Genomic DNA, 26284 nt, shown 5'->3' on the forward strand with positions numbered 1-26284 from the left:
TCGAAAAGTCCTACACTGATCACATAATTGAACAAGTGGACAATATAAATGAGCGGCGACATCGCGAAGCATTCTTCCTCCAGATCTAAGCTGGTAAAAACTCTTTTCTTTACTCTCTGTGTTATCGCATTTGGTGCGATGTATTGGTCTTGGCAGTATTCTGACAGTCATCCAAGCACGGAAGATGCCTACGTTAGGGCAAAAATTTTGTCGGTAGCGCCTCAGGTAAAAGGCCAAGTGGTTTCTGTGGATGTCAAAGACTTCCAATCTGTTAATAAAGGTGACCTACTGCTGAAGATAGATTCACGCCCATATTTGTTGGCAGTGAAGCAAGCAAAAGCGGCATACCAATTGGCGGTCCAGCAACATGACGTTGCCGATAAGCAGGTAACTGAAGCTGTGGCGGGCTTAGATGCGGCGCGCTCTAACCTGACAGAAGCGCAAGTAGAGTACAAACGTACAGACTCACTGGTGAAACGCAAACTGGCCTCGGACCAAGATTTAGATACGGCGAAAAACAAACTAGCCAATGCCCAAGCGAGCCTAGAGCAAGCGCGTGCGACGGTAGAAAAAGCCATTGCGAACCGTGGTGAAGAAGGCGCAGAGGCTGCGGTCGTTCAACAAGCTGCAGCACAGTTAGCGCAAGCGGAGCTGAACTTGAGCTACACCGACATTACGTCACCAGTGGATGGCATTGCCGGAGAAATCAATACGCACGTAGGCTCGGTCGTTAGCGTGGGTCAAACGCTGTTCCCTGTGATTTTAAAAGACAGCTATTGGGTACGCGCGAACTTTAAAGAAACCGATCTTACTCATATTAAACCTGGCATGCATGCGGATGTGGTGATTGATATGTACCCAGACGTGGTGTGGAAAGCAACGGTAGAACAACTGTCGCCTGCGAGTGGTACATCGTTCTCCTTGATGCCACCAGAAAACGCAACGGGTAACTGGGTTAAAATCAAACAGCGTTTCCCTGTACGTTTGGCATTAGAAGTACCGGCCGATGCGCCGCAACTTCGCGTGGGTGCGAGCTCAGAAGTCACCATTGATTTGCAAAGTAGCGTGCAATGAGTCATCAAATGACGGCAGACAAACGGGGGATTGCCACCGTCGCCGTGATGCTTTCTGCCATCATGGTGTTAATCGATATGACCGTTGCGAACGTGTCGCTATCGCACATGATGGGCGCGTTGGGCGCAACAGCAGACCAAATTACTTGGGTGCTGACGGGTTACAGCATGGCGGAAGCGATCTTCATTCCGATGACCAGTTTCTGGGTGTCGCGCTTTGGTGAACGCAAAGTCATGCTGGTTGCTGTGATCGGTTTTGTGATTGCCAGTGCGCTTTGTGGGCAAGCACAGTCGCTTGAAGAGATGGTGCTATTTCGCATTATCCAAGGCGCTTTCGGCGCGTCGGTGATTCCATTGGCGCAGTCGACGTTAGTACAGATTTATCCGTATGAGCAAAAAGGCAAAGCGATGGCGATTTTCTCCATCGGCATTTTGCTTGGTCCTATTTTGGGCCCAGTCGTGGGTGGCGTGATCACCGACAACATCAACTGGCGCTGGATTTTTTACATCAACTTGCCATTCGGTTTGATCTGTACCTCTTTGATTTATCGCTATATCCACATCGACAACAAATCCAAACCTAACTTTGACTGGTGGATCATCGGTTACATGGCATTAGGTGTGGGCGCGTTGCAGTTTGTGTTGGATAAAGGTAACGAAGAAGACTGGCTCAACTCACGCATGATTCAGACGGCGATATTGCTCGCTGTCATGGGGTCGGTGATGTGGATCTATCGCAGCTGGAAAACCAAAAGCCCAATAGCGCCATTATGGCTGCTTAAAGACCGAAACCTTATGGTCTCGTCGTTGATGATTGCCGTGGTGTCGATGGCTATGTTTGGCCTGACGACTCAACAACCGATGTTGTTGGAAAGCTTGCTGGATTATCCGGTCTCAACCACTGGCTTATTAATGGCACCGCGTGGATTGGCGTCAGCGGCGATGTTAATTTTGGTGATTAAACTCAATCCGCAATTCGATCCCAGAATCAAAATAGTCTTTGGCTTAAGCTGCATCGGGATTGGTAGTTATTTGATGACGCAATACTCACTGCAGATCGATACATTTTGGATTGTGATGCCGAGTATGATTCAGGGCATGGGGCTTGGTTTAACCTTCTCGACGCTATCCACCTTGGCGTATTTAACGATTCCGAAAGAGCAATCTGTCGCGGCGGCAAGTATTTACAATCTGTTCCGTACGATTGGTAGTTCGTTTGGTATCTCTATCGCCACCACGTTCCAATATCGTGATAGTCAGCAGCAATGGCATGCGCTGGGAGAGGGTATAAATCCTTATAATCCTAACTTGCATGACTGGGCGGCCAATCAGGGGCTTTCCATTACCGACCCGGTTGCGTTAGACCAATACCAACAGATGTTGCAGCAGCAATCGCAAATGGTCGCGTTTGTGCACACCTTCCAGCTTGTGGGAGTGATGTTCGTGATCATGATGCCGATGCTGGTTTTCATCCGGTCGCGTGAATAACAACAAGTTCAGGTGAACCGTGTAAGAGAACGCCTCTCAAGTTGTGACAGCTTGAGAGGCGTTTTTTATTGGACGGCGTCAGTGAAAGAAGGACGTTTACTCAAACGTCACTTCGTCAAAATGCGGATTGGCTTTGAGCGCGCGCATTGCGACTAATTGTTCAGTCGGGAAGGCGGTGTGCTCACCATCCATATCTAAAAACAAGCACTCTTGTCGCTGCATGTCGTAGCCTGTGTCGAACGCGTTGCCCTGATGAGTTTCACCATTTTTTAGTGTGATCTCGATCGGGAGCTTAAGCATACAGGCGATTTCAATAAAATCGTATTGGCTGCAAGTCACCATAGTTTTCTCCTTTCAAACCGACGCAGTATTCAGAAGGTTTGAGAACCGTATCCTTAAATAGAAGACGTTTGATTGAAACTGAATCTTCATCTTACACCTCATTTTGGTCACGAAATAGACATACACGCACGTTTTAATAAACCTACTGTTGAGCGTTCGCAAGCGAGACAAAACTACGATATGTCTGAAACGATACTTAAGCGCACATACCTAACGAGTGAACAAAAGACACAAAAGCCAAGTTCACTGATTCTGCCTCAAACCTACCATGCGCAGTTGGCGCACCGTGTTCACCACTCGCCTCAATTTGAAAACGGCCGCGTTAAAAACGAGATGCCAAATGTGCCTAGTCCGCAATCATTCTGGCAGGTGTGTTGGAGTTATCTTGGTGGTAGAACGCCGTTGAGTCCTAACGAACATCTGCCACATTCCCCAATTCAACCTACGCAGTTTGCGCAGCGAAGTGAATCGATGCGCCTTACTTGGCTGGGCCATTCCACTATGCTGGTGGAGGTCGATGGCATTCGAATTCTGACCGACCCGGTATTTGATTACGCTTCTCCGTTCATCGCAAAAGGGTGGTTTGAACGCAATATTCCCAATACCCATGCCAGAGATTGTTTGCCGATTCCTGAAATTATCGTGATTTCGCACGATCATTACGACCATTTAGAAGCATCGACCATACGTTTCTACGCCGATAAACCCGTGACGTTTTATGTGCCCTTAGGGGTTGGCAAGCATCTGATAAAGTGGGGTGTTTGCGCAGACAACATCGTGGAATTCGATTGGTGGGACAGCGTGCACTATGCCGGAATCGAACTGATTTGTACGCCTGCTAACCATAATTCGGGTCGTACTTATTTCGATAAAAACTCGACCTTGTGGGCTTCTTGGGTCATCAAAGGCAAAGAAGAGACGCTCTATTTTAGTGGCGATTCAGCTTACGACTCGCACTTTTCCGAGATCGCACAGCGATGTGGACCAATCGACATTGCTTGTTTGGAAGTGGCTGCTGATGTGAAAGGCCAAGGTTATCCGGTCGAAAACTGGGGGCACATGCAGGCTCATCATACCGTGCAAGCGTTTCGCGATTTAAATGCGAAAAAACTGTTGCCAGTACATTGGGCTACATACGAACTGTTTACTCACCGCTGGGACGAACCGATTTTAGATTTGCTTACCCATTGTCAAAAAGAACATATAACGCTGCTGACGCCAATGCCAGGGGAGAGTTTTTACGTTCATCAAGAACATATAAATAAACAATGGTGGCGAGAAAAAGAAATATGTGAGCCAGATATAATTTTGACTTAATAACATGATCTTACTTCAATAATTATTTTATAAATTAACCTTGTTATTTTCAGAATATAACAAGGTTTTTACTGGTCATTGAAATTCAAAATTTCCATAGGTTCACTTTCCAATTGTGATCTCACGCTTTTATAAATCGATTGGTGTCATTTTTTGATACTTTTCATCTGAAAATTTGCGCTCTTATCAGAAAAGTTTTAGTAAAAATCTTTGCCATCTTAATTTTACTCTTCAAAACAATTATACTGACTATTATCTTGATAAGCCCATAGGGCAATGGCCATAACTTGTTCAGGGTGGGTAAAATGCGTCCAGTTAAAGAAAAGTAAAAAATTTTAATGGATAAGATATGTTTTACGCCAACAAGATAGAATATTGAGACCAAAATCACAAGAGTAGGACTCTCTTGAATTTATCATCATGGATGCTGAATAAATAAAATACAGGCATTGTTAGATGAATAATTCTGCAACGTATTTACTTGCTGCTTTACGAGAAAAAATAAAAGAAAAAGGCATTGGATATTCCGAGCTTTCTATTGGACTTGGAATCCCGCTTTCTACTATAAAAAGGCAGCTTCACAATACGTCTCTTGGTTTAGATAAAATCTTGTTGTACGCCACGCACCTTGATACGGATTTGGTTGAGTTATCCATGCGAGGTAAGCAGCTGCAGCAAGAGAGTGAACAGTTTATCACCGACACCAACAGTGAGATTTTTCATCAATATCCTCACTTATTTGATTTTCTTTATCTTTTGCGTCGACCTGAGTGGTCTTTAGAAGAGATCGCTCGGAGATACCAGCTGAGTGATACTTCCGTTGCGCTCTATTTACGTGCACTAGAAATGATGGATTACATTGAACTGAAAGGGGATAAAAACTATCAATTTAAAGATACAGGCCGCTTTATTTTTGAAGAAGGTTCAAATTTAGACACGCTATTTGCACAGCGCTTTCGTGAAGAAGTGTTTAGCCACGATATTCGACCTCCAATTTGTGTTGGACGCATTGCGATTACCGAAGAACAAGAAGAAAAACTGGCAAATGAAGTGTACAACAAATTAATTGAGTTTGATGTTCAAAATAAAACCAGTGAAAACAGTCAACGCCTAAAAAACGTTTTACTCACTTTTACACCTGGTAATCAGATATTTTTGGCTGACACAATTCCGAATATTAATGGCGATTTATTAAAAGCCATCACTATCGCTAAAGAAAAATAAAAGAATAATTATCGGAAGCTTGTGCTTATTTAGTGCGAGCCGGGCTTCTGCACACTAAAAACACTCATTTATATAAATGAGAATATAAAAATAACGTAAATAATAGGGAAAAAGTATGTTTAAAAAGAGCACACTTGCCGTTCTGATCGGGGCTACTATTTCGCTTGTTGGATGTGGTTCCAATGATAAAACTGAAATCCGTTTACCACAGGCGCCAACTTCGGAATTTACTAACGTGATTGATCGTACTGGTAATCCAACTTACCTGCGTGATTACGACAGTTATTCGAACCTGAAGTACAACGCGTTGACGGATAACGGCGCGTGGCATGGCCATTTGCTACCTGAAGATGCGGCGGGTTATGGCGCTTTCGGCGGTATTATGCAAGTAACGCAAGAGTACGCGCATTTTATGTCTGGCCAAACGTTCGACAAGCTCACGTTGACCGACAAAGTGAGTGGCCAAACTTACGATTTATCGAACGCAGAAGCGAAAGTCTATTCCATTCCAGGTGCATTAGTGCAGGTGTTGGACTTGGACGATATTCACGTGCAAATGGTGCTGCGCTTCGTGACTGACCGCTCTTCGCTGGTGGAAACGCTCATCACTAACAAAACTGATCGTGATATGAACTTGGCGTTGGAGTGGGACGGCGAGTTGGTGAAATACGCGCTGTCGACGCGAAAAGACCAAACCGTGGCGCAGTACTACCCAGATTACAAGCGCCAGATTTCGACCATCGAGAACGGCATTAAAATTAACTTTAGCGAGATGAAAGACAACTGGGCGATCCGTAATGACCGCGATGCCGAGTTCCGCATTACTCGTTCTCTACCGACGAAGACGTTCACCAACGAAACCTCATTCAGTTCTACCGCGGAGATGAGCCTACCAGCTGAGCAAACATCGGCGGTTTATACGGCCTATTCTAACCTGCACAATGCGAAAGAAGTGCAGTCAGAATCGTTGAGATTGCAAGACGTATTGGCGAATCCAACTCAATACATGGAAGCGTCGAAAGCGCGTTGGGACGGCTATTTAGCGAATGGTCTTATCAACAAAGAAGCGACAGCAGACCAAGCTCGTGTGGCCGTAAAAGCGATGGAGACCCTAAACGGTAACTGGCGCTCTGCGGCGGGCGATATTGAACAAGCGACAGTCACGCCATCGGTCACTGCGCGTTGGTTCTCTGGTAACTTAACGTGGCCGTGGGATTCGTGGAAACAAGCGTACGCGATGGCGCATTTCAACCCAGATGTTGCGATGGACAACATTCGCACGGTATTCCAAGAGCAAGTTCAAGCTGATGACAAGATTCGTCCACAAGACAAAGGCTACTTGCTGGATGTGTTGACGTACACCAAACCTGTTAGTCGTGGTGGTGCTGGCTCTGAAAACTGGAACGAACGCAATACGAAACCTTCGTTGGCGGCATGGTCTGTGATGGAGGTGTATCACGCTCTCGTGAACCAGTTTGATCGCCCAGAAGACGCGCAAAAATTCATTGATGAAATGTATCCGAAGTTGGTGGCATACCACGATTGGTGGCTATCCAACCGCGACCACAACCAAAATGGTGTGCCTGAATACGGCGCGGCAGTAGACCCAGCACACAACACGGAAGAAGGCGTGATGTACGTTTGGGTAGAAACGCGCGATCCTAACTTCACGACCATTATTCCTGCAGAAGACATCATCGAGCAAAACGGCAATTCTTATAAAGTAAAAGGCATGGCGTCTTACAATAAGATTCTCGATGAAGTGGATTACATGACGATTCACGTCGGCGCACAAGAAGCGGCTGGCTGGGAATCGGGCATGGATAACGCGGCTCGTTTTGGCTTTATCTACAACATCCACAACATGAATTCGCAAGCTGAAGACATCAGCAATCCAGACAAAAATGTGGATCAACTTGGTCGCTACGCGGCAAGTGCGTACGGCTTTGATAACAGCATCAAGCTGGAAGGCGAAGAGTGGGTGTACAGCAATACGTCAGCGGAAAACTTAGCGAAACTCGATCAAGCGAAGAAAGATTGGGAAGTTCGTTTTGCAGAAAATCGCACCAACAATAATGCTGCGGACGGCGAGCTGCTTGGCTTCTCTATGCTGCAAGAATCGGTGGATCAAGCCTCTTACATGTACTCAGACAACAAATACTTAGCGGAAATGGCGAAGTTGGTGTCCGATGGCGTAGAAGGTAAAGATCGAGCGCAAGAATTCCTAAATGGCGCGGAAAAAATCAAGACTTACATTAACCAATGTATGTTTGATGAAAGCACAGGATTTTTCTACGACATTCACTTAAATGTGGCTGAAGATGGCACTACTCCTGCGCCTCTTGCAAATGGCTGTGCGGGTTTGCCGATTGTAGAGCGTGGACGCGGCCCTGAAGGTTGGTCGCCGCTGTTTAATGGTGCAGCAACGCAAGAGCATGCCGATAAAGTGATCGCGGTGATGCGTGATCAAGACGAGTTCAACACGCCAGATAAATTCCAAGGAACGGGAGTGCCTTTGCCGACCGCATCGCAAACCAACCCTGCTTACGGTAAAGATGTGTACTGGCGTGGTCGCGTGTGGCTAGACCAAGTGTACTTTGGCTTCCGTGCGATGGAAAACTACGGCTACAAAGAAGAAGCGATTGCAATGGCGAATGAGTTGTTTAACAACGCAGAAGGTATGACGGGTGACATGCCAATCCGTGAAAACTACAACCCAGAGACGGGCGCGGTACAAGGTGCGTCGAACTTCTCTTGGTCTGCGGCGCATTTGTACATGATGTACAACGGATTCTTCAAAAACTAGATCGCACACATTAGGCGCTTTGGATGACCCCCTAGCATTCGTAGCGCTTAACGAACGATAATTCAGTGATAAATAAGACAAACCGGACTGTGTTGGCAGTCCGGTTTTTTTATGTCTCTTGTCACAAAGATTTTAGTGCTGGGTCAGGGCGTGTTGCCATATCGAAAGCATCTCTTCACTAAACAAGTAAAAGCGCATGTCGAGTACCGCGTATTCCGGTCTTTGACAAACGGCCATCGCGACTTCTGCTGCTTCTTGAGGTGGGTAACCATACACTCCGCAAGAAATCGCAGGCAGCGCCACACTTTGGCAGTGGTTGGTGAGCGCGAGATCCAGCGAGCGTTGATATGCAGATTCCAACACCGCTTTTGGATCGGCGAATTTATCGTAAATCGGGCCAACGGCATGAATGACGTAACGCGCGTTTAAATTGCCAGCCTCAGTAATGCGTGCGTCACCAAACGGGCATCGAATACCGTCGACATCATCAACGGCATAACACTCATTGATAAGCGCAGGCCCTGCTGCGCGATGAATGGCACCATCGACGCCACCTCCGCCGAGCATTCTCGGATTTGCTGCATTCACGATGGCATCGACATGTGCGGTGGTGATGTCGCCTTGGACTAACGAGATCGCGTTCATTTTTTTGAGCCTTCTACAATGATGAGAAACAAATGGTCAGTAACACAGTTAAGTGTAGCTTACTCATCAATGACTTGAGGTTTTAACTCGACGACATTTCCTTCCGGATCATGTATATAGAGTGATCTACCGAACCCTTGTGCGCCATACCGCTTCGCAAACTCTTCGGTTTCAATGCCGCGTGAACGCAGATATTCCAGCATTTCATTTTCTGAAAAAGGCGCTAGTTGCAGGCAAAAATGGTCAATATTACGACCATTTTGGACTGGTGGCTTTCCGCCAAGTTGTCCTAACTCGCTGTCTACCGTCACCACATCAATCAATGCGTTACCAGCCCTAAGCTGGGTTAAACCAAGCTCCATTACTTCGCGCTCGACAGGGCAGCCCAAAATATCTCGATAGAAATGCAACATGGCGTCGAGGTTGCACGTTCTTAACACGACATGATCAAGGGCTTGGATTGCGATTGGGTTGTTGGTGGGCATGCTTCACTCCTTTTGTGCGGTTATGGAAAAGTATACGACCTGAACGTCCATATTGATCGTTAAGCCATTTTTAACATATGCACTTTTGGTCATAAAGAATGCATTTAAGAATAGAGAAAGAGTTTTTGGCGAAACGCCTTGATGTGCGACCGCGTCAGGCGTTTAGGCCTGTAGCAAATTGGTCACGCGCCCAAGCTCGCAAACATTGATGGGAAGTGCTGGATTCATCTCGTTTATGGAAAATCAGCTTATAGCTGACTGGCTCGGAAAACATTGGAGTTTGAATGACTTGCAGATTCAAAGCCGATTGCCATTTCTGCGCCAAAGACAGGGGAAGCACGCCTAAGCAATCGTGTTTCGCCACATAAAGCATCATGCCAGAGAGCGATGTTGTCATCATCTCCACATCACGCTCTTGCAGCCCTGGCTGGTGAATTTCGGTGTTGCTAACTGGGAAGTCTTCGTCTCCGACAAACCGACAGTGCTTTTCAGAATAAAACTGTTCTTGTTCGATTTTTCCTGCGATACGTGGGTGATCTTGACGACAAATCACCACCATTGGCTCTTCAAAAATTGACTCACTGATAAATGATGGGTCATGAATGGTCGTTGGGCTAATAATCAAATCGATCTGTTTAAGTCGTAGATCGTTCAATAACGAAGGTAAATCCGTATCGGCGCAAATGCTGATCGTGTTGGTTGGTGTGATGCGGTGGAGCAGCGCTTCGTTACAGCTCAGGCGGAAAGTGCTTTGATCGGAAATGGCATCATTGATCATCGCAAACGCCTGATGAAATTTAGGTAGCAACTGATGCGCTACAGAAGTGAGTTTGATTTGTCGCCCATCCTTCACAAATAACGATTTGTTGGTTTCTTTTTCCAAACGCTTCATGGATGCGCTAATCGCTGGCTGAGTTAGCCCTAGGTGCTCTGCGGCGCGAGAGTAAGATTGATATTCAGCAACAATTAAAAAGGTTTGGATTAGATTAAAATCCATACGATACCTAAATAAAAATAATCACTAGATTCAGTGGGCGTCTCTTTGATTTTTGGGCTAGATGTTCGCCCTAGTAACCCACCTTGAAATAAGCCTCCTTAACGCACTTACGAGCTAAGGAGGCGACAGAGTAGTGGTTCGTTAAAACGAATTATTTAACTACTTTGATTTCAGGCATTTGATACTCACCACTTTGGATTGCATCGTCTGCGCCGTAAAAACGCATGATGGCGTAGAACGGTTTTTCAGGTACTGGCAAGAAGTTTGGATCGTCTGCTCGGCCTTTCTCGTTCGCACTCATGTAAATGGTGTAGTAACCGTCTTTGTCCGCTTTCATGGTTCGGTCGCCACGGCTGTGACGGTTTAGGTCGTTTTTCGCCATCAAACGGTTGTCGTTGCCGTAAATAGTAACAGACCAGAATTCGCTGACGTTCGGCGCTTTAAAGCGCATCACGTAATCATGCTTCGAACCATCCAGTTTTTGACCAGTGCTGTCGAAATCTGATTTACGGTAAGACGCTTCGATAGGTGGTAAGCCCCACTGACCAAGGTAAGTACCTTCTGCAAAAATATCGCGTGGCGCATCACCCAAGGTATCGCGTGTACCAAGCAACGTACGAGCATCTGTCATTTTAGGTGCAAGTTCGACGAGGTGTTCCATACCTTTCTTCTCACCAACTTTTGCCAGTTTTAGCTGCTCAGGTGTGAAGTCAGTTTTGCATGGTTCAACGCCGATAGATTGGTATTTGTCCAACCACTGTTTGTCTGCATTGCCCATCGAGCCATCACATAGCACGAAGTTCACGCGTTCAAGCCATGTTGAATTTTTTGGATCTGGATACGTTCTTTGTACTGGTTTTGGCCCGTTCTTACCTAAATATTCCGATAGGGTACGAATGTTCCATTGGTCCATGTAGTTAAGCGCGACTTTTGCGTCTTCGTCATTCACTGCCATGATGCGACCCATCAGCTTCACAAGATTGCTGTCTACGCGAACCACTTCGTCGACAGACGCTGGCACTTCACCTTGCCAATCTTGTGCTGCAAACATGAACTGGCCGCCTTTTGTGCCGCGAGTACGAGAACTGAACGCTGCGTTGGTGTAGTGGCCCATGTCCATTGTGTGCAAGATCCAGTAACGGCCTTCATCCATATCAGGCACGCTCACAATGACAGGTTCTGCAGCAACATCTAACCAGCCCATAAGGTGAAGCGTATCGTTATTAATGGTTGGGTGAGCGGTGTAAGAGTCATCAGCTAGAGCACGAATATTCTGAAAGCGGTTCAGTGGATAGTTGTTTTCTACCGCCGTGTGATAGAAAAACTTGTACGCTTCATCGATAGAGTAGCCGTAGATATAAGCATCTTCTGCAAGATCAACATTGGTGTTAGCCGCAAATACAGAGCTGGCTCCTAGCGCTGATAATCCCAATAGAGTAACGAGTAATTTTTGTTTCATGGCTGGTTTCATCCATTTGTTTGTGAGGATATGTTTCCAGCTAAGCTTAGTCGTTCACCCGTTTATTACAGAAATGAATTGTGAGTATTTAGTCTATATCAAAAGTGATATGCTTTGAGAAAAGCTAAAGAGATAACGTTGATGAACTTTGATTACAATTTGCTCAAGGTGCTGGCAGTGATTCTTGAAACATGCAACACCACAACGGCTGCGGAGCGTTTGTGCACCAGCCAGCCTGCTGTGAGTCGAAGCTTGCGTAAAATTCGGGATTTGTTTAACGACGACATTTTAGTGCGTAAGGGCACCAATATGGAGCTCACGCCGAAAGCCGAAGAGATCAAAGCGCAGCTGTCTGGGATCATCAACGACATCGACAAGCTAGTGAATGTTTCTCATAGTTTTGATCCCGCGACCGAAAGCAGTGTTCTGCGTGTTGCAATCAACTCGTCCATTGCGCAATGGTTTTCTGCCGCGTTTACTCAGCTGCTAGCCAAAGAAGCGCCGTTTATGAACTTGGTGATCGAAGACTGGACGGAAACCACGCCAGACAAAATCGATGCGGGTGAAATCGCTTTTGGCATCAACTATTTCCCTATGGAATTGCCGAAGCATCTGGTTCAGAAAAAAGGCGGGCGGGACGACTTTGCTCTGGCCTGTCGCGCGACGCATCCGCATGGTGGCAAACGCATGTATTTGGATGACATTTCAGAGTACGCGTACGCGGTTCACATCATCCAACATTGGAATGAAAAAGAAGATCACATCTCGCGCTTATTACAGCCTTTTTCAGTTGTCCCAAGAATTCAACTGCGTACCACGCACATCAACACCATTTTGAATTTGGTTGCGGATAGCGATGTGCTGTTTCCTTGTTCGCGTCACTTGATCAATCAGTTAGATAAGCGTTTTTCTTTTATCGAATTTGATGACGCGCTGCCGAAATTAGAGGGTAACTTCGGTTACGTTTACAGCGTAAAGCGCCGTAATGATCCGTTGATATTGTGGGTTAACAATACCGTTGAATCGTTGATGAAGTCGTTAGGCATTGAGTCGTAACAATGGTTGGTGAAACGGTTTGAACAACCGGGTTCAGTAACGCACTGATCCCGGTTGTGTTGCATGATGTAATTACTCGTATTCAGAAGCGTAAGTTTCTTCATAAGTGTGCGAGTAAAGCTCGAACAGGTTGCCGAATGGGTCTTCTAGATAAACCATTTTCGCAGGCTTGTTATCGTCTTCTGGGTGGTAACGCATGATGTCCATACGAACTTTGCCACCAAACGCTTCAGTGCGCTTGATTGCACCTTCAAAGTCGTCCGTCTGCAAACAGAAATGGAAGATACCGATGCGAGAAAAATCCACTTCATGGCGCGCTTGACGCTCTTTCATTTCAAATAACTCAAGTCCGATGCCATCGCTTGTCACTAGATGCGCAATGTTGAAGCCTTTAAAGCCCTCACCAAAGACCGCAATACACATTCTGCCAATTGCGGTTTCGCGTTCTTCAATCACTTTCGTGTTACCCATAACGACTTTTAGACCAAGCGCTTGTGTGTAAAACTCAACCGCTTTATCCATATCTCCGACCATAATACCGACATGATTCATTTTCATTTGTTTGCTCCCAACATGTGTACTTAAACGTTGTCTTGTTTCGATGTGGGAGAGTATATGGTGCGGTGTTAATTACATTAAATTATCATAAATTATAAAAATAATAATTTTATGTAATCATTATGGGCACAGTTCGAGTTAATTGGCTAATGCCTCAACAGCTTGCTGTACCGAGGTGAAGTGAATTTTGATGATGCACCTTTGTGCGAGACTAAACTCATGCGACTGGATGAGTGACGTAACTTCCTCGACGGACAGAGTGCGTTCTTCCGGTTGTAAAACGGTGGTGTTCGAATCGTTGTATTGCAACCCGAACGTGTTGCCATTTGAGTCAATTACGTAATCATCTGGCCCCAAAATGAGCGCTTCGCATTCGGAATCAAGATCGGCATGAGAACGCAAATAGATAAGTTCATCGTCGCCATCGAGTTTCAATAAACATGGCCATGTAACCATGGGGCCTCCGGTGTAGTGGCTAAAATTGTTTCAATGTCTGAAAGGGCAAAGTGAGTGCTGGCAGCATTCAAGGTGTTGGCCTTAAACCGCAGTCAAAAATTACGTGTGTTGAGCAATAATCGAAAACAGCTCGTCAACCGTTCTTGCCACGTAATCTGGTTGCACGCTCCAATGCTCTGGCATCGCGCCACTGTACGCTGCTGCAACGGCAATCACCTTACTTTGGCCACCCAACTGCTGTTCGATGTTGCGTGCGAATTGCGTGTCGGCTTCATGGTCACCGATGTACATCAGCTGTCGATTTTCTGCGTGACCAAAAATCGACTCAACGCATTTGATGCCACTGTACGCATCGGGCTTTTGGTGCCCATTCGAGACGTCATCATACCCGACGATGGATTTAAACTGCGCGCTGATGCCGTTGTCGGACAGCACTCGACGAATATTGCTTTGTGAGTTTTGAGAACAAATGCCGTGAGGCAGCTGCACAAACTCTTTAATGACGCCATCAATGCCTTCAAACAGGGTTACTGGTGTTTGGTTTTTCTCTTGATGCTCTGCCCATAAACCGCCAGCTTGCAGCATTTCATCATGGGACATGCCGTAGTAATCCACGTAGAGCTCTTGCCAGTTTTTCGCCGCGTGGTTTGCGTAGTGATAGTTGGCTTCTGAATGGAGATATTTCGGTAAATTATCGCCAGTTAAATGCGGGGCAACGATGGATAAGATCGCTTTGGTGATGTCGATGTTTTTCGGTACAGAGTTTACGAGTGTCCCATCGTAATCCCACAATATGGCGTCTAATTTCATTCAACGTTCTCGTTGTTATTGATGGTTAAAAACTGGAACCGGGTTGCTGCAAAAATGCCAACTCTTCAGGTGTGCTTTCTCTACCCAAGATGGCGTTGCGATGTGGGTAACGTCCAAATAGGTCGATGATGGCTTTGTGTTTTAGCTCAAAATCGTAGTTATTTTCAAGCCCAGATGCTCGAAACAATTTCTCAGCTTCGACATGAATGAGGCGCGATTCGCTGTGCATAAACGGCATGTACAAAAAGCTTAGCTGCTCAGGCACTAATTCTTGATCGTGTCCTAACCGAATTGCTTCTTGAGCCAATGCTAATGCGAGCGGGTCTTGCGCAAACGCTTTTGGGGTGTTGCGATACACATTACGTGAAAACTGGTCGAGGACGATGATTTCGGCCAATCGTCCTTGTGCACTGTCACGCCAATTAAACAGTTCACAACGAGCGGCTTGTTCTAGTACCGAGGCAAATCGTGACGCAATATGTTTGTCCAGTTCTGGGTTGTTTTCAAACCAGTTTTGAGGCGTTAGCTCCTCGAACCAGAACTTGATGATTTGTTGATGCATGGCGCTTCCTTTTGTTGTGCCTTAATAGCAAAAAGCCAGAAGCGTGGCTTCTGGCTCTTGGCGTGTTATCGACCGTAAGTCTCTACGATGTAACGTTCAAAATCGTCACACATTTGTTCGTCAGAGATGGCGTTGCTTGCCAGTTCTTTACTGCCGTCGACGACTTTAATCATCGCGTTCAGTGAAGCGACTGGTGCTCGTTCTCGCGTTGCAAGTGAGTCGATTTTCTTCTGCTGCACTTCCCACGCCTGTTCTGGGGATAGGTTACACACGTCTGCAAGGTACTTGGCGTTAAAGCCTTCACCAGTTAGGCTGACAATCGTTTCGTTGTGCGACAAGTGATTGCCTGCGTGCCAGTAGTGTTTTGCCAGCAGTGGGCCAATTTCTGGGTTATCGGTCAGATAGCCAAACTTCTCAAGGAAGTATGCGCGGGTCTGATACACCGCCATGTGCGCGAGTAGATAACCTTGATACGCACAAGCTGCTTCATCGGATAGCAAATGTGGAATCGCCATCAGTGGGCGAGGGCTGCATTCCAAACCAAGGATCTGTTTTTCACAATCGCGAGCCAGCTTAGTGATGCGCTCTGGCGTTAACTCGTCATCGCTAAGTTGATATAACGCGCGTTCAAAGTACGGCACAACCAAGATGCTACGTTCTTCATAAGCTTTGAATGGCTGACGACTGTTGATCATCGCTTGAATGATCTCATCAGGAACCGGATTCCCTTCATCATCCAGTGCGTATTGTTTTAGCCAATCGGCATCGGTTAACAGGCTGTCACAGAACATCGACTGAGTTTCTGCATAAGCCATTGAAGTCGGCGCAAACTCCTGCGAGAAACAAGGTGCGTTCATTTTTACGTTCGCAAAGTGTGCTGCGTGGCCACCTTCGTGGAACAGCGTGTTAATGCCATCGTAGCCGCTGCCCACTTGGTCTGGTTTGGCATTGCTGGTGAAGTTCACCTGTGCTGCGACCCATTCGCCTTGATTGTAGAAAGAAGGGATCGGGCCGTGGCAGAACCCGTTCGGGTACTTACCTTTGCGGTCTAACAAATCCAGCGTTAGCGTCGCGCCAGAGTAATCAATATTCAGACGACCAAACGATTCTACCCAGCGTCTCAGAGATTTTGAGAACGGCACGTATGGGTCAAGGTCACGCATGACGTCCCCCGCGAACGAGTAAACAAAGTTGAAGCCTGTTAGCGCGCTTGCGCCTTTCTCTTTCGCCAAGTTTTCTAAGCTGTTTAGGTGTGCATCTCGCGTGTGTTGTTCGAAATCTTCCAAAATCTCGAATAGCTGCTCAGAGCTCATCTTTTCCGTTTTTTGCACGGAGTAATCAAAGAAGGTCGCATAACCCAGTGAGCGAGCGAACTGGTTGCGCAGTTTGATCAGTTCTATAAAGCCGTTTTGCAGTAGCCATTGTTCAAGGTTCAGCAACGCTTGGTGAGCCGATTGGCGAACTTCTTCATGATTGCTGGTGCGAATGGTTGAGCTCAATACTGGCAGTGAACCTTCCACTTGCTCGCCGTTTTCATCGGTAAACGTTTGTACGTGGTTCTGTTTTTTCTCGAAGAGCTCAGCTTCAAAGGCAATGAGCTGATTTTTCAACGCTTGTGCCTTTTCGCCCTCGATTGCGTGAGATTCAAACATCGCCAGCCAACCAGAAAGACCCGTAATGGTTTGCTGTTTCTCTTGTGGGTCGGTAATTGAGTCCGCGGCTTCAAGCTGTTGTTTGATGGCAGTAATTTGCTCGGCGTTGCTCAAAAAGCTTGTCCATGCGGTTTGTGCTTGCGTCGAGCCATCATGGTCATCGCTGATCCCCATGTAAGTTTCCCAAAAGAAATCTTCTTTGGTGCGGTGAATCGTGAGGTAACGTTGATTGAGGTCGTTGAGATAATCCGTTGCGGTCATTTTGATCCTTCAAATGGTTGGGAGTAGACCCCTAATTATTGCACGCTTGTTGATAATAAAGGAGGGACAAATTAATTTGCTGGTAGTGTACTGCGTAAACGTGATTTTACTATTTGTTTACATTTTAATGAGTTAGCAAGAGTTGTTACGAGTTTGGAGTGCGCAGTGTTAAGACTGGCACGGGTTTTACAGTTCATCAGTTAATTAATCTGCTAGGCGCTCTCGATGATCTTTGTCATGTGTAATAGTATTTCTATATCGCGGCAGTACATATGGAAACGATATGATAAATAAGACAAAAGTTACTCTATTGGCGCTAGGTACGATTTTGGTTGGATGCTCTTCTGTCACGCCGCCAAGAAATGATGCGGTTGAGAACATTCAACAAAAGTGCTCTGTAATTTTAAGCAGTGATGTTTCAGGTGAACAGCGCTGGCAGACATACAACGGCTTGCTTGTAGAATATGCTGTGCATGGCATTAAAACTCAGGCGCAGTTCGAACGCTTTGAAGCGTTTGTGCAGCGAGTACAAAATGATGAATCTGGACAGTTAGTTACCGAGCTGATTGAAGTCACCGATTGGGGATGCTCAAACGGCAATTATCTTGAAGAGATGGGCTTGTTTATTCAAGAAGTTCAAAAGTAAAAAACCGAGCGTTAAGTCGCTCGGTTTTTCTGTTTATGGAGCGCTTTGTGCGCTGGCCTGTCAGGACGTTTACTCCTCTGGGTACTCGCCCATACCTTGCGTTTTACCTTCCGCTTTCCAATGCTCACCGGGGTCAAATGCTTCATCGCATAAATCTACGGTGTAGCCCATTTCTGTGATTTCCTTTAATGTGAGATTATCTGCAATTTTTGCGACTTCACCCGATTTATTACGTAATTCCATGTTGTTTCCTCCTCTGTAGGTAGACGAGCGGTATCGATGCACAGTGACGAATGCATCGGTGACCTTTGTTCTAAGTATATAACTCTCAGCTCAAAATGAGGGTTTAATCCATTCTTATCGTGTGGTTAATTGAGTAATGCTTTGAGCTGCTTCAGTTATTTTTAACTGCATCATCGCGACAGTTGGCTATTTGTGATTTATTGAACGATTAAATTGTCAATCTGGAAAATCGAAATGGTGATTCTCGACCACTCCTTAGCACAGCAAATTGTCGATCGAACCATGTCCATCATTGGTCACAACGTAAATGTGATGAACTCAGCGGGCATCATCATTGGCAGTGGCGATCCAAAACGCGTTGGGCAAGTGCATGATGGCGCGGTATTGGCGTTGAATCACGGCGATTCGCTAGAGCTGAATGAGCAGCAATGTTTGACGTTGCAGGGTGTCAAACCCGGAATCAATATGCTGTTGAAATTGCATGGAGACGTGGTCGGTATTGTTGGTGTGACAGGCGAGCCCGAGAAAATTCGAGATTTCGCCAAACTGGTTAAAATGACCGCTGAACTAACAATCGAGCAAGCTGCGCTGGTGGAAAAATTTCAGTGGGACAGACGTCATCGTGAAGAGTTTATTCTGGCTTGGATCAATGGCAAATTGACCGATGAAGAGCTGAAAGATTGGGCGATGCGTCTTTCTATCGATGTTACTCAACCACGGGTGGCAACGGTGATTGAAGTCTCGACGCCGTCCGCCTCTAAAAGCATGAAGAGTGTGCGCAATATTGTTGAGTTGCTTGAATACCCAGAGCGTAACAACCTAGTTGCGATTGTCTCAGTGAATGAAATTGTGGTGCTGAAACCGTGTCATTCCGCCAAGCAATGGGATAGCCAAATCGAAAGTGAACGCATTGATAAGTTGATGTCGCGTTTAAGCGATCACGATTCGCATACGTTTCACATTGCGCTAGGGCAGTTGTTTAATGAGCCTAAAGATGTTGCTTTGTCATACCAAAGCGCAAAGCAGGTATTAGCCATTGGCAAGCAGTTCTACCCAGAGAAACGTAAGTACCTGTTCGATGAACTTCGTTTGCCTGTGCTGTTAGCGCCGTTGGCGGATATTTGGCAAGGTGAACAAATTATTGATGGCGTGAAACGGTTGAAAGAGAAAGACAAATCTGGGCAATTACTGAAAACCCTAGATGCGTTGTTTGAATGCAATGGCAATGTGACGGAATGCTCTAAAATGCTGTTTATTCACCGGAACACTCTGCGCTATCGATTAGAAAAAATTACCGAGATAACAGGGTTGCCAACCACCAATTTTGTGGGGTTAGCGGAGCTTTATATTGCGACTCGGCTCTCAAAAATGGCGTGATATTGTGCATTTGCACAATAAGAGTCATTTTTTGACCACATCATTTGTCACTCCGCCTAAAGGAATTCGAAAGCAAACGATTAATAATTCATGCGTCCCTACATGTTGAGTGAGCCAACACGGACTCGCTCAGCAAAATAAGAATAAATGGAGTTATCATGAACCTTATATTAATCCTGCTCGGGGTGATCGCATTTATTGTGCTCACGACCACCAAATTCAAATTACATCCCTTTTTAGCGCTGATCATCGCGGCGTTCCTTGCGGCATTTGCTTACGGCTTACCGGCAGATAGCATTGCCAAAACCATTGCTTCTGGCTTTGGCGGCATCCTTGGTTACATTGGTTTGGTTATCGTTTTAGGTACCATCATCGGTGTTATTTTGGAGAAAAGTGGTGCGGCGATCACTATGGCCGATACGGTCATCAAAGTGTTGGGTGAGCGTTTCCCAACATTGACCATGAGCATCATCGGTTACATCGTTTCTGTTCCGGTATTTTGTGATTCAGGCTTTGTCATTCTGAACTCGCTAAAAGAATCACTCGCGAAGCGTTTAAAAACCTCAAGCGTTGCGATGAGTGTAGCGTTGGCTACTGGCCTATACGCGACGCACACGTTTGTGCCGCCAACTCCTGGCCCGATTGCCGCTGCGGGTAACTTAGGCCTGGAATCTAACCTTGGTTTAGTGATTGGTGTGGGTGTGTTTGTTGCAGCGGTTGCGGCGCTAGCGGGTATGTTGTGGGCGAACCGATTCCAACATGTTGAACCAGATGGCATTGAAGCCGCAGATGAAATTCAGCATGATTGGCAAGCACTCAAAGCATCTTACGGTAAATTGCCAACGGCGAGCCAAGCATTCGCTCCTATTTTTGTTCCAATCTTATTGATCTGTTTTGGCTCTATCGCGAAATTCCCAAGCCTACCGCTGGGCGAAGGTTTTGTGTTTGATGTTCTGACTTTCTTAGGACAGCCACTAACGGCATTGGTGATTGGCCTGTTCCTTTCTGTTCGCCTACTCAAATCAGACAACAAGATTGAAGAATTTGGCGAGCGAATCAGCCAAGGTATTACGGCTGCTGCGCCTATTCTTTTGATTACCGGTGCGGGTGGTGCATTTGGCGCGGTATTAAAAGCAACGCCGCTAGGTGAATACTTGGGTACGACGTTATCGGCGCTGGGCGTGGGTATTTTCATGCCATTTATCGTTGCGGCTGCGCTAAAATCGGCGCAAGGGTCGTCAACGGTTGCACTGGTGACCACATCGGCTTTGGTTGCGCCTATGCTTACCCAATTGGGGCTAGATTCAGAAATGGGCCGCGTATTAACGGTGATGGCGATCGGTGCAGGTGCGATGACGGTTTCTCATGCAAACGACAGCTTCTTCTGGGTAGTTTCGCAGTTTAGCCGCATGTCGGTGGGCTTAGCGTACCGCGCGCAAACCATGGCTACGCTCGTTCAAGGTGTCACGGCAATGGCATTGGTGTACATTTTGAGTCTCGTTCTCTTATAAGTCTCTGGAAATACGTATGAAAGTGGTAATTGCACCTGATTCATTTAAAGAAAGCTTAACCGCCAAACAAGTGAGCGAGGCGATCAAAACGGGTCTTGCTCGCGTATGGCATGATGCCGAGTTTGTTACAGTTCCGGTCGCAGACGGTGGCGAAGGCACGGTTCAATCTTTGATAGATGCAACTCAAGGCGAACAAGTCTTTACAACGGTGACCGCGCCATTAGGGAATGATGTTGAAGCGTTTTATGGCATCCTCGGTGATGGCGAAACAGCGGTTATTGAAATGGCGGAGGCCAGTGGGCTGCACCTTGTACCGAGTGACGCTCGCGACCCAAAACTGACCAGCAGCATCGGTACCGGACAGCTGATCAAACACGCGCTAGACCGAGGTATTCAACGCTTAATCATTGGTTTGGGCGGCAGCGCTACCAATGATGGTGGCGTGGGCATGTTGACCGCGTTGGGGGTAGCGTTTCTTGATGAATCTGGTCATGCAATTACCCCAAATGGAGGCGGGTTAGCGACGCTTGCGTCCATCGATATTTCTGGTCTTGACCCGCGCTTAGCTGCTTGCGAAATGTTGGTAGCGTGCGATGTTGATAACCCACTCTGTGGCGACAAAGGCGCGTCGGCTATCTTTGGCCCGCAAAAGGGAGCGACGGTGTCAGACGTCACTCTGCTCGATAACGCATTACGCAAGTTTGGTGAGCTGACTGAACAAGCGACGGGTAAGCACGTACTGACTCGTGAAGGGGCGGGCGCTGCTGGTGGTATGGGAGCGGCCTTGCTCGGGTACACGCCAGCACGTTTGCAACCGGGAATTGAGATTGTGCTTGAAACGGTCAAGCTTGCTCAGCATGTTGCGGATGCGGATATTGTATTCACAGGCGAGGGTCGAATCGATCATCAAACCGCACATGGCAAAACGCCGATGGGCGTTGCTCAGGTGGCCAAGCAGTTTGATTTACCAGTCGTTGCATTGGCTGGTTGTGTGGGCAACAACTATCAGGCGGTCTATGAATGCGGTATTGATGCGGTGTTTGTTTGTGTACCAAGGGCGATGAGCTTATCTGAGGCCATGAAAGAGGCCGACGTCAACGTTGCCAATTTAGCCGAAAACGTCGCGAGAATGTGGCAAATTAAGTCGCACTGAGGGCGATGACGATACGAAAAAACTCCACCTTTGCGTGGAGTTTTTTTGTTGTTACCAGTCTACGTATACGGGCATAAGTTCATTTAGCAAGAGCGAGTTAACGAACATGCTTTGCTATCAACTTTGCCAGTGTTTGCATCGCGTGAATCCAATCGGTTTCACTACCAAAGTTTGCCACGCTGAGGCGCACGCAATGTCGATATTGCCCTTGAGTGCCAAATACGGTACCGGGAAGTAGGCTGATTCTGTGTTGATTACACGCTTGATACAACGCATAGCTGTCCGTTTCTTTGGGCAGGCGCAACCAAAGCAAGAACGAACCTTGCACGGCGTTGATCTGGTATCGATTTTTTAGAGATTCGTATTCATCTAAGTATTGATGAAGCATCTGGATAAATCGGCGCATGTTGTTTTGATAAACCCGACCCATTCGCGCAGTATGCGTTCGATACTTGCCTGACGTTAGAAACGTTGCCACGGCAGATTGCATCAGATTCAAACTGCCCATGTTCTCACACAGTAGATATTGCTCAATTTGATCTCGATATCGCCCCGCCAACATCCAACCAATTCTCAAACGCGAATCGAGCGTTTTGGATAACGAATTCACGTAAATTACGCGTTGCTTGTCATCGAGCAACCTCAAGCTTGGCAAAGGCTTGTTATAACTTAACCCGCCAAACACATCGTCTTCGATAATAGGAATATTGCCAGACGCCAATAGCAATTGCTGGCGCTTTTCTAGCGGCATCATGGCACCAGTTGGGTTGGTGAAGTTTGGCGTTACGATGATCGCTTTTATGTCCCATGTCGCCATTGCTTTTGCTAAGGCTTCGGGGCACATACCGTCTCGTGGGCAACTCGGAATTTCCACCACTTTGAGGCCGAGTGATTCGAGCATCAATAAATTACCAAAATAGCAAGGGGACTCCACCGCGACGATATCGCCTTTTTGTGTCGTTGCGCGCAGCGCTAGGCTAATTGCTTGCTGCGCGCCGTGCGTCACCATGATCTCATCCAACTTGGTTGGCGTGCCCAAATCTTGTGTGATTTTCGCCAGTTGTTTGATTAAGAGGTGATCACCGGGTGGCAATTGGTAATGGCTCGGTACATGCGTTTGCTGGCGGCTGTGGCGGCCAATCTCGGCGTACAAGCTTTTGATCGCGGGGGAGTCAATGTTTGGGTGGGCAGAGCCTGCGGGCAAACGCTCTTGGTATTCAGGGTACGTGAGGATTTCTTTGCAGATCGAGAGCAAATCCACGCGAGTCGGATCCGGAATTGAGCGAGAGGTCGGCAAGGCGATTTTTACTCGATAACCCGACTTGGGAACCGAGTACACCAAGTTTTGCGCTTCCAGCTCTTGATACGCACGAATCACGGTGTTTTTACTGACGCTTAATTCTTGGCTCAATGAGCGAATGGAGGGCAGTCGATCATCCACTTGGTAAACGCCACCATTGATGGCTTGTTTAAGGTGCTTTTCCACCACGAGGTACTTATTCCCTTCACCGCTTTCCAATAAATCTGTACCCATAAAAACACTTCCATCTGTCACTTTTTGAAAACACTGTGCCTAATTACATTAACAGTATCTCAAAACATAAAACAAGCGTGAGTGAGGCGATCATGTTAATCCGAGCCATCCCTTTTGTATTTGTCATCCTTTGGGCTTCTGGATTTGTTGGTGCGCGTTTTGGTTTGCAGTATGCCGAGCCAGCGACACTACTTTCTATCCGTATGGCATTCAATGTCTTACTGTTTTTGGTTCTTGTGGCGATGTTGCGTAGAAGGTTGCCGACAGGAAGCGATTTCTGGCACAGCTGTGTGGTGGGTGTGTTGATCCATGGCTTCTATTTAGGCGGCACTTATTTCGCTATTGATTTGGGTATGCCAGCAGGGCTGAGTTCGTTGTTGGTGGGCATTCAGCCGATTTTAACCGCTGCTTTGCTGGTGGTGTTTGTTCGTGAGGAATTTAAACCCTCGCAATGGCTGGGTTTGGCTCTTGGCTTTGTCGGCATCGCTATGGTGCTGATGGGAAACATGGAGTGGCAGTCTGAGCAACATAAGTTCTTAGCCATTGGAGTCTGTTTACTGTCTTTGGTTGGTATCACGTTAGGGACGCTGTATCAGAAAAAACATTGTCAGCAGGTGGATATGGTTGGTGGTGCGACGGTGCAATATTTGGCCGCACTCATCATGTTTCTGCCTGTTGCGATGCAGTTTGAAACCATGCAAGTTCAGTGGGAACTGGAGTTTATTTTGACCGTGTTGTGGTTGGTCGTCGTGCTCTCTTGTGTGGCTATTCTGCTGCTGCTGTACATGGTGAGAAATGGCGCGTCTTCGAGTGTGGCGTCTGTGTTTTACCTCGTGCCGCCAACAACAGCGATTCAAGCTTGGCTCGCGTTTGGTGAGTCGTTTGATTGGATGGGCATTTCTGGCTTTGTATTAGCGGCCACGGCGGTCTATCTAGTGGTTAAAAAGCCAGAGCTGACGATAAAAAAATCGGTTCAAACAGAATATACCTAAATTGGGTAGGGACATTCACGTGCCAGTGAGTACAATTCTGCTTCATCTTAATCCGTGGAGCAGAGTGATGACGTTAAAGCCAGATCGAATGACCGCGATGCGTAATATCATCGAGCAAGTAAAAGCTGAGCTACCGATTTACGAACCGGAAACTTTTGTGTGTGGGCCGGAAGGGCAGTGCATCGGTTGTCCAAAGAAATTATTAGAAATGGTCGATTCAGAGGTTACTTATTGGGAGTCGGCAATGGAGCGGGGTGTGATTCCGCAGTTTGATGAGATCCGTCGTTTCGGGAAGATGTGCACTAACGTACGTCGCGGACTTGTTCGTAATAACGTTCCACTACTCGGGTAATCTACTTCAGTAAATAAGTGATTGATAAATAAAGTCCTAAAATTGACACATAAATGTGTGCGTTTGCATAGTAACTTGGCGAGCGGTCTCAACTTTGGCCCATGACTCTTGTTTGTCATCTACTAGGGCTTTAAACGTTTTAAATCAGCGATATATTGGCAAGGTCTCACATGGATGTGAGGCAAACGACCATTCATTCTGCTGAGATAAAAAAGTGAGATTAAAGGGATTTACTCTGATGGAAATCACCATAGTGCTCGCCACTTTGGCTTTCATCGCTTTGGCTGCGTTGCCAACACTACTCCACATTCAGCGCCAAGCCTATGCGTCGATGTTACACAGTTCCAATTCGTCATTGGGTACCGCGCTTAAATTTTTTAACGCCCGAGTGGTGATAGACAATGCTGCCGAGCAAAACCAAGTCCACTATATTGATAGGAACGTAAAAACCTTAAGTGGTATGCCAGAAGCGAGCGCCAATAGCATTGGCGCGTTATTAGAAATCGATTTGCCGCAGAGTGGCGTGTCCAAAATTGATGTTCCCTGCAAAGGCAGTGACTTTTGTATTATTGGTCAGCAACACCCAAATAGTACCCACTTTGTGTCTATTCCCGATTATCAATTTGTCGACCAGTCAGGTCTTGATCGGGTGGTGTACATTTGGCCGCAAGGGTATACCTTGGCAGAAGAGGCATGCTATTTCTATTATGTAAATCAAGCATCCACAGAGTCTATCGTCCGAGGGCACGTTACTGAGGATTGTTAGGCGCGCTTAACATCATCTTCTGACTCATCAACACTTCGCCATTGGGGAGAGTGACTTCTCCTAGTTCACCATGGTGCTCAAATCCAAATCGTTCGTACAACGCTATCGCGGCAAGGTTGTCCTTATAAACATTAAGTACAATGGTGTCGTAACCATATTCCCAGGCACTTTTAAGTGCGACAGACAATAGCTGCTTACCTAGCCCTTTTCCTCTGAATGTTCTATCGATATGAATACCTAAAATGCCTGTGCTAGTGAGTTGACCGCCTTCATAACCGCACAGTTCGGCAGGAAAAATCTCTACACTACCAATCAGAACGTGATGGTCCAAAGCAACAAATTGAGGAATCGATTCAAGTTCTACGCGACGTAAAATATTGGTCAGGGTGTCTTTATCTGGAGCCGGACTGCGCAGGTATTTACCTTCGGCATAGACTCGGTTCCACAGTTCGGTAAAGCGCTCGATATCGCTTACCTGGATGGGTCTGATTTGCATTCATCTTCCTTGATTAGTGCAGG

26 protein-coding genes are annotated in these 26284 nt (G+C 46.7%); 13 read left to right on the top strand and 13 right to left on the bottom strand.

Annotation, left to right across the window (positions count from 1 at the left end):
* Window positions 1-48: 48 nt before the first annotated feature.
* Window positions 49-1074: an HlyD family secretion protein gene (locus NB463_RS03185; protein ID WP_005482880.1), complete on the top strand. Its 1026-nt coding sequence runs from the start codon at window positions 49-51 to the stop codon at window positions 1072-1074.
* Window positions 1071-2561, top strand: a complete 1491-nt coding sequence (locus tag NB463_RS03190; RefSeq protein WP_258430899.1) for an MDR family MFS transporter — start codon at window positions 1071-1073, stop codon at window positions 2559-2561. The genes NB463_RS03185 and NB463_RS03190 overlap by 4 nt, the downstream gene beginning before the upstream one ends.
* Window positions 2562-2657: 96 nt before the next feature.
* Here the strand turns inward: NB463_RS03190 and NB463_RS03195 are convergent, their stop codons facing one another.
* Entirely contained in the window at window positions 2658-2903 is a 246-nt protein-coding gene (locus NB463_RS03195; protein ID WP_258430898.1) for a Rho-binding antiterminator, read from the bottom strand.
* Window positions 2904-3083: 180 nt separating this feature from the next.
* Here NB463_RS03195 and NB463_RS03200 point away from each other — a divergent pair, with 180 nt between their 5' ends.
* The 3 genes from NB463_RS03200 to ygjK all read left to right on the top strand — a co-directional run bounded on the left by NB463_RS03200 (window position 3084) and on the right by ygjK (window position 8250).
* Window positions 3084-4220 carry an MBL fold metallo-hydrolase gene (locus NB463_RS03200; RefSeq protein WP_258515964.1) on the top strand — a complete coding sequence of 379 codons (1137 nt, stop codon included), beginning with the start codon at window positions 3084-3086 and terminating at the stop codon, window positions 4218-4220.
* Window positions 4221-4676: 456 nt separating this feature from the next.
* Window positions 4677-5444 (top strand): transcriptional regulator, encoded by a 768-nt coding sequence (locus NB463_RS03205; RefSeq protein ID WP_065769489.1) that lies wholly within the window; start codon window positions 4677-4679, stop codon window positions 5442-5444.
* 115 nt (window positions 5445-5559) lie between these two features.
* Window positions 5560-8250, top strand: a complete 2691-nt coding sequence (gene ygjK / locus NB463_RS03210; RefSeq protein ID WP_258430970.1) for an alpha-glucosidase — start codon at window positions 5560-5562, stop codon at window positions 8248-8250.
* Window positions 8251-8382: 132 nt separating this feature from the next.
* Here the strand turns inward: ygjK and NB463_RS03215 are convergent, their stop codons facing one another.
* From NB463_RS03215 to NB463_RS03230, 4 genes are all read right to left on the bottom strand, one after another.
* Window positions 8383-8895: an O-acetyl-ADP-ribose deacetylase gene (locus NB463_RS03215; protein WP_256936795.1), complete on the bottom strand. Its 513-nt coding sequence runs from the start codon at window positions 8893-8895 to the stop codon at window positions 8383-8385.
* A gap of 59 nt (window positions 8896-8954) precedes the next feature.
* Window positions 8955-9380 (bottom strand): VOC family protein, encoded by a 426-nt coding sequence (locus tag NB463_RS03220; protein WP_006740975.1) that lies wholly within the window; start codon window positions 9378-9380, stop codon window positions 8955-8957.
* A 154-nt stretch (window positions 9381-9534) separates the two neighbouring features.
* The gene (locus tag NB463_RS03225; RefSeq protein ID WP_139060498.1) at window positions 9535-10377 is read right to left on the bottom strand and encodes a LysR family transcriptional regulator; all 843 of its coding nucleotides are present in this window, start codon (window positions 10375-10377) and stop codon (window positions 9535-9537) included.
* Window positions 10378-10528: 151 nt separating this feature from the next.
* Complete coding sequence (locus NB463_RS03230) at window positions 10529-11836, bottom strand: DUF1254 domain-containing protein (RefSeq protein ID WP_053313895.1); 1308 nt, start codon at window positions 11834-11836, stop codon at window positions 10529-10531.
* A 141-nt stretch (window positions 11837-11977) separates the two neighbouring features.
* Between NB463_RS03230 and NB463_RS03235 the strand changes: the two genes are divergently transcribed.
* Entirely contained in the window at window positions 11978-12892 is a 915-nt protein-coding gene (locus NB463_RS03235; protein WP_258430969.1) for a LysR family transcriptional regulator, read from the top strand.
* A 72-nt stretch (window positions 12893-12964) separates the two neighbouring features.
* On the opposite strand, the gene NB463_RS03240 is transcribed toward NB463_RS03235, so the two are convergent.
* From NB463_RS03240 to NB463_RS03260, 5 genes are all read right to left on the bottom strand, one after another.
* Window positions 12965-13450, bottom strand: coding sequence for a VOC family protein (locus NB463_RS03240; RefSeq protein WP_025522697.1), 486 nt, complete (start codon window positions 13448-13450; stop codon window positions 12965-12967).
* Between the two features lie 138 nt (window positions 13451-13588).
* On the bottom strand, window positions 13589-13906 hold the full coding sequence (locus NB463_RS03245; RefSeq protein WP_025506254.1) for a DUF4144 domain-containing protein: 318 nt from the start codon (window positions 13904-13906) through the stop codon (window positions 13589-13591).
* A gap of 99 nt (window positions 13907-14005) precedes the next feature.
* Entirely contained in the window at window positions 14006-14716 is a 711-nt protein-coding gene (locus NB463_RS03250) for an HAD family hydrolase (protein WP_258431556.1), read from the bottom strand.
* 25 nt (window positions 14717-14741) lie between these two features.
* Window positions 14742-15278 carry a DUF924 family protein gene (locus NB463_RS03255; RefSeq protein ID WP_029857511.1) on the bottom strand — a complete coding sequence of 179 codons (537 nt, stop codon included), beginning with the start codon at window positions 15276-15278 and terminating at the stop codon, window positions 14742-14744.
* A gap of 65 nt (window positions 15279-15343) precedes the next feature.
* Complete coding sequence (locus tag NB463_RS03260; protein WP_258431555.1) at window positions 15344-17191, bottom strand: M3 family metallopeptidase; 1848 nt, start codon at window positions 17189-17191, stop codon at window positions 15344-15346.
* A gap of 283 nt (window positions 17192-17474) precedes the next feature.
* Here NB463_RS03260 and NB463_RS03265 point away from each other — a divergent pair, with 283 nt between their 5' ends.
* Window positions 17475-17837 carry a hypothetical protein gene (locus tag NB463_RS03265; protein ID WP_006740983.1) on the top strand — a complete coding sequence of 121 codons (363 nt, stop codon included), beginning with the start codon at window positions 17475-17477 and terminating at the stop codon, window positions 17835-17837.
* A 69-nt stretch (window positions 17838-17906) separates the two neighbouring features.
* Here NB463_RS03265 and NB463_RS03270 read toward each other — a convergent pair whose 3' ends face one another.
* Complete coding sequence (locus tag NB463_RS03270) at window positions 17907-18080, bottom strand: hypothetical protein (RefSeq protein WP_005391896.1); 174 nt, start codon at window positions 18078-18080, stop codon at window positions 17907-17909.
* 234 nt (window positions 18081-18314) lie between these two features.
* Here NB463_RS03270 and NB463_RS03275 point away from each other — a divergent pair, with 234 nt between their 5' ends.
* The 3 genes from NB463_RS03275 to NB463_RS03285 all read left to right on the top strand — a co-directional run bounded on the left by NB463_RS03275 (window position 18315) and on the right by NB463_RS03285 (window position 22121).
* Window positions 18315-19457, top strand: coding sequence for a sugar diacid recognition domain-containing protein (locus NB463_RS03275; RefSeq protein ID WP_005460816.1), 1143 nt, complete (start codon window positions 18315-18317; stop codon window positions 19455-19457).
* Window positions 19458-19615: 158 nt separating this feature from the next.
* Entirely contained in the window at window positions 19616-20968 is a 1353-nt protein-coding gene (locus tag NB463_RS03280) for a GntP family permease (protein ID WP_005482895.1), read from the top strand.
* Between the two features lie 16 nt (window positions 20969-20984).
* Entirely contained in the window at window positions 20985-22121 is a 1137-nt protein-coding gene (locus NB463_RS03285) for a glycerate kinase (RefSeq protein ID WP_258431554.1), read from the top strand.
* Window positions 22122-22218: 97 nt separating this feature from the next.
* Here NB463_RS03285 and NB463_RS03290 read toward each other — a convergent pair whose 3' ends face one another.
* Complete coding sequence (locus NB463_RS03290; RefSeq protein WP_186437921.1) at window positions 22219-23655, bottom strand: aminotransferase-like domain-containing protein; 1437 nt, start codon at window positions 23653-23655, stop codon at window positions 22219-22221.
* A 92-nt stretch (window positions 23656-23747) separates the two neighbouring features.
* Between NB463_RS03290 and NB463_RS03295 the strand changes: the two genes are divergently transcribed.
* The 3 genes from NB463_RS03295 to NB463_RS03305 all read left to right on the top strand — a co-directional run bounded on the left by NB463_RS03295 (window position 23748) and on the right by NB463_RS03305 (window position 25765).
* Complete coding sequence (locus NB463_RS03295; protein WP_124008232.1) at window positions 23748-24647, top strand: DMT family transporter; 900 nt, start codon at window positions 23748-23750, stop codon at window positions 24645-24647.
* A 67-nt stretch (window positions 24648-24714) separates the two neighbouring features.
* A complete protein-coding gene (locus NB463_RS03300) occupies window positions 24715-24999 on the top strand; it encodes a hypothetical protein (RefSeq protein ID WP_047009765.1) in 285 nt (94 codons plus the stop codon).
* Window positions 25000-25237: 238 nt separating this feature from the next.
* On the top strand, window positions 25238-25765 hold the full coding sequence (locus NB463_RS03305; protein WP_258431553.1) for a hypothetical protein: 528 nt from the start codon (window positions 25238-25240) through the stop codon (window positions 25763-25765).
* On the opposite strand, the gene NB463_RS03310 is transcribed toward NB463_RS03305, so the two are convergent.
* A complete protein-coding gene (locus NB463_RS03310) occupies window positions 25749-26261 on the bottom strand; it encodes a GNAT family N-acetyltransferase (RefSeq protein WP_074190229.1) in 513 nt (170 codons plus the stop codon). The genes NB463_RS03305 and NB463_RS03310 overlap by 17 nt on opposite strands.
* Window positions 26262-26284: the final 23 nt, after the last annotated feature.

Origin of the sequence: Vibrio sp. RM-41-2B (assembly GCF_024744415.1) — a bacterium.
Taxonomy (GTDB): domain Bacteria; phylum Pseudomonadota; class Gammaproteobacteria; order Enterobacterales; family Vibrionaceae; genus Vibrio; species Vibrio diabolicus.

What these genes read in the sequence shown, in the direction of transcription:
- NB463_RS03185 (WP_005482880.1), top strand. Translation starts at nt 49, where the DNA reads ATGAGCGGCGACATCGCGAAGCATTCTTCCTCCAGATCTAAGCTGGTA.
- NB463_RS03190 (WP_258430899.1), top strand. Translation starts at nt 1,071, where the DNA reads ATGAGTCATCAAATGACGGCAGACAAACGGGGGATTGCCACCGTCGCC.
- NB463_RS03195 (WP_258430898.1), bottom strand. Translation starts at nt 2,903, where the DNA reads ATGGTGACTTGCAGCCAATACGATTTTATTGAAATCGCCTGTATGCTT.
- NB463_RS03200 (WP_258515964.1), top strand. Translation starts at nt 3,084, where the DNA reads ATGTCTGAAACGATACTTAAGCGCACATACCTAACGAGTGAACAAAAG.
- NB463_RS03205 (WP_065769489.1), top strand. Translation starts at nt 4,677, where the DNA reads ATGAATAATTCTGCAACGTATTTACTTGCTGCTTTACGAGAAAAAATA.
- ygjK (WP_258430970.1), top strand. Translation starts at nt 5,560, where the DNA reads ATGTTTAAAAAGAGCACACTTGCCGTTCTGATCGGGGCTACTATTTCG.
- NB463_RS03215 (WP_256936795.1), bottom strand. Translation starts at nt 8,895, where the DNA reads ATGAACGCGATCTCGTTAGTCCAAGGCGACATCACCACCGCACATGTC.
- NB463_RS03220 (WP_006740975.1), bottom strand. Translation starts at nt 9,380, where the DNA reads ATGCCCACCAACAACCCAATCGCAATCCAAGCCCTTGATCATGTCGTG.
- NB463_RS03225 (WP_139060498.1), bottom strand. Translation starts at nt 10,377, where the DNA reads ATGGATTTTAATCTAATCCAAACCTTTTTAATTGTTGCTGAATATCAA.
- NB463_RS03230 (WP_053313895.1), bottom strand. Translation starts at nt 11,836, where the DNA reads ATGAAACAAAAATTACTCGTTACTCTATTGGGATTATCAGCGCTAGGA.
- NB463_RS03235 (WP_258430969.1), top strand. Translation starts at nt 11,978, where the DNA reads ATGAACTTTGATTACAATTTGCTCAAGGTGCTGGCAGTGATTCTTGAA.
- NB463_RS03240 (WP_025522697.1), bottom strand. Translation starts at nt 13,450, where the DNA reads ATGAAAATGAATCATGTCGGTATTATGGTCGGAGATATGGATAAAGCG.
- NB463_RS03245 (WP_025506254.1), bottom strand. Translation starts at nt 13,906, where the DNA reads ATGGTTACATGGCCATGTTTATTGAAACTCGATGGCGACGATGAACTT.
- NB463_RS03250 (WP_258431556.1), bottom strand. Translation starts at nt 14,716, where the DNA reads ATGAAATTAGACGCCATATTGTGGGATTACGATGGGACACTCGTAAAC.
- NB463_RS03255 (WP_029857511.1), bottom strand. Translation starts at nt 15,278, where the DNA reads ATGCATCAACAAATCATCAAGTTCTGGTTCGAGGAGCTAACGCCTCAA.
- NB463_RS03260 (WP_258431555.1), bottom strand. Translation starts at nt 17,191, where the DNA reads ATGACCGCAACGGATTATCTCAACGACCTCAATCAACGTTACCTCACG.
- NB463_RS03265 (WP_006740983.1), top strand. Translation starts at nt 17,475, where the DNA reads ATGATAAATAAGACAAAAGTTACTCTATTGGCGCTAGGTACGATTTTG.
- NB463_RS03270 (WP_005391896.1), bottom strand. Translation starts at nt 18,080, where the DNA reads ATGGAATTACGTAATAAATCGGGTGAAGTCGCAAAAATTGCAGATAAT.
- NB463_RS03275 (WP_005460816.1), top strand. Translation starts at nt 18,315, where the DNA reads ATGGTGATTCTCGACCACTCCTTAGCACAGCAAATTGTCGATCGAACC.
- NB463_RS03280 (WP_005482895.1), top strand. Translation starts at nt 19,616, where the DNA reads ATGAACCTTATATTAATCCTGCTCGGGGTGATCGCATTTATTGTGCTC.
- NB463_RS03285 (WP_258431554.1), top strand. Translation starts at nt 20,985, where the DNA reads ATGAAAGTGGTAATTGCACCTGATTCATTTAAAGAAAGCTTAACCGCC.
- NB463_RS03290 (WP_186437921.1), bottom strand. Translation starts at nt 23,655, where the DNA reads ATGGGTACAGATTTATTGGAAAGCGGTGAAGGGAATAAGTACCTCGTG.
- NB463_RS03295 (WP_124008232.1), top strand. Translation starts at nt 23,748, where the DNA reads ATGTTAATCCGAGCCATCCCTTTTGTATTTGTCATCCTTTGGGCTTCT.
- NB463_RS03300 (WP_047009765.1), top strand. Translation starts at nt 24,715, where the DNA reads ATGACGTTAAAGCCAGATCGAATGACCGCGATGCGTAATATCATCGAG.
- NB463_RS03305 (WP_258431553.1), top strand. Translation starts at nt 25,238, where the DNA reads ATGGAAATCACCATAGTGCTCGCCACTTTGGCTTTCATCGCTTTGGCT.
- NB463_RS03310 (WP_074190229.1), bottom strand. Translation starts at nt 26,261, where the DNA reads ATGCAAATCAGACCCATCCAGGTAAGCGATATCGAGCGCTTTACCGAA.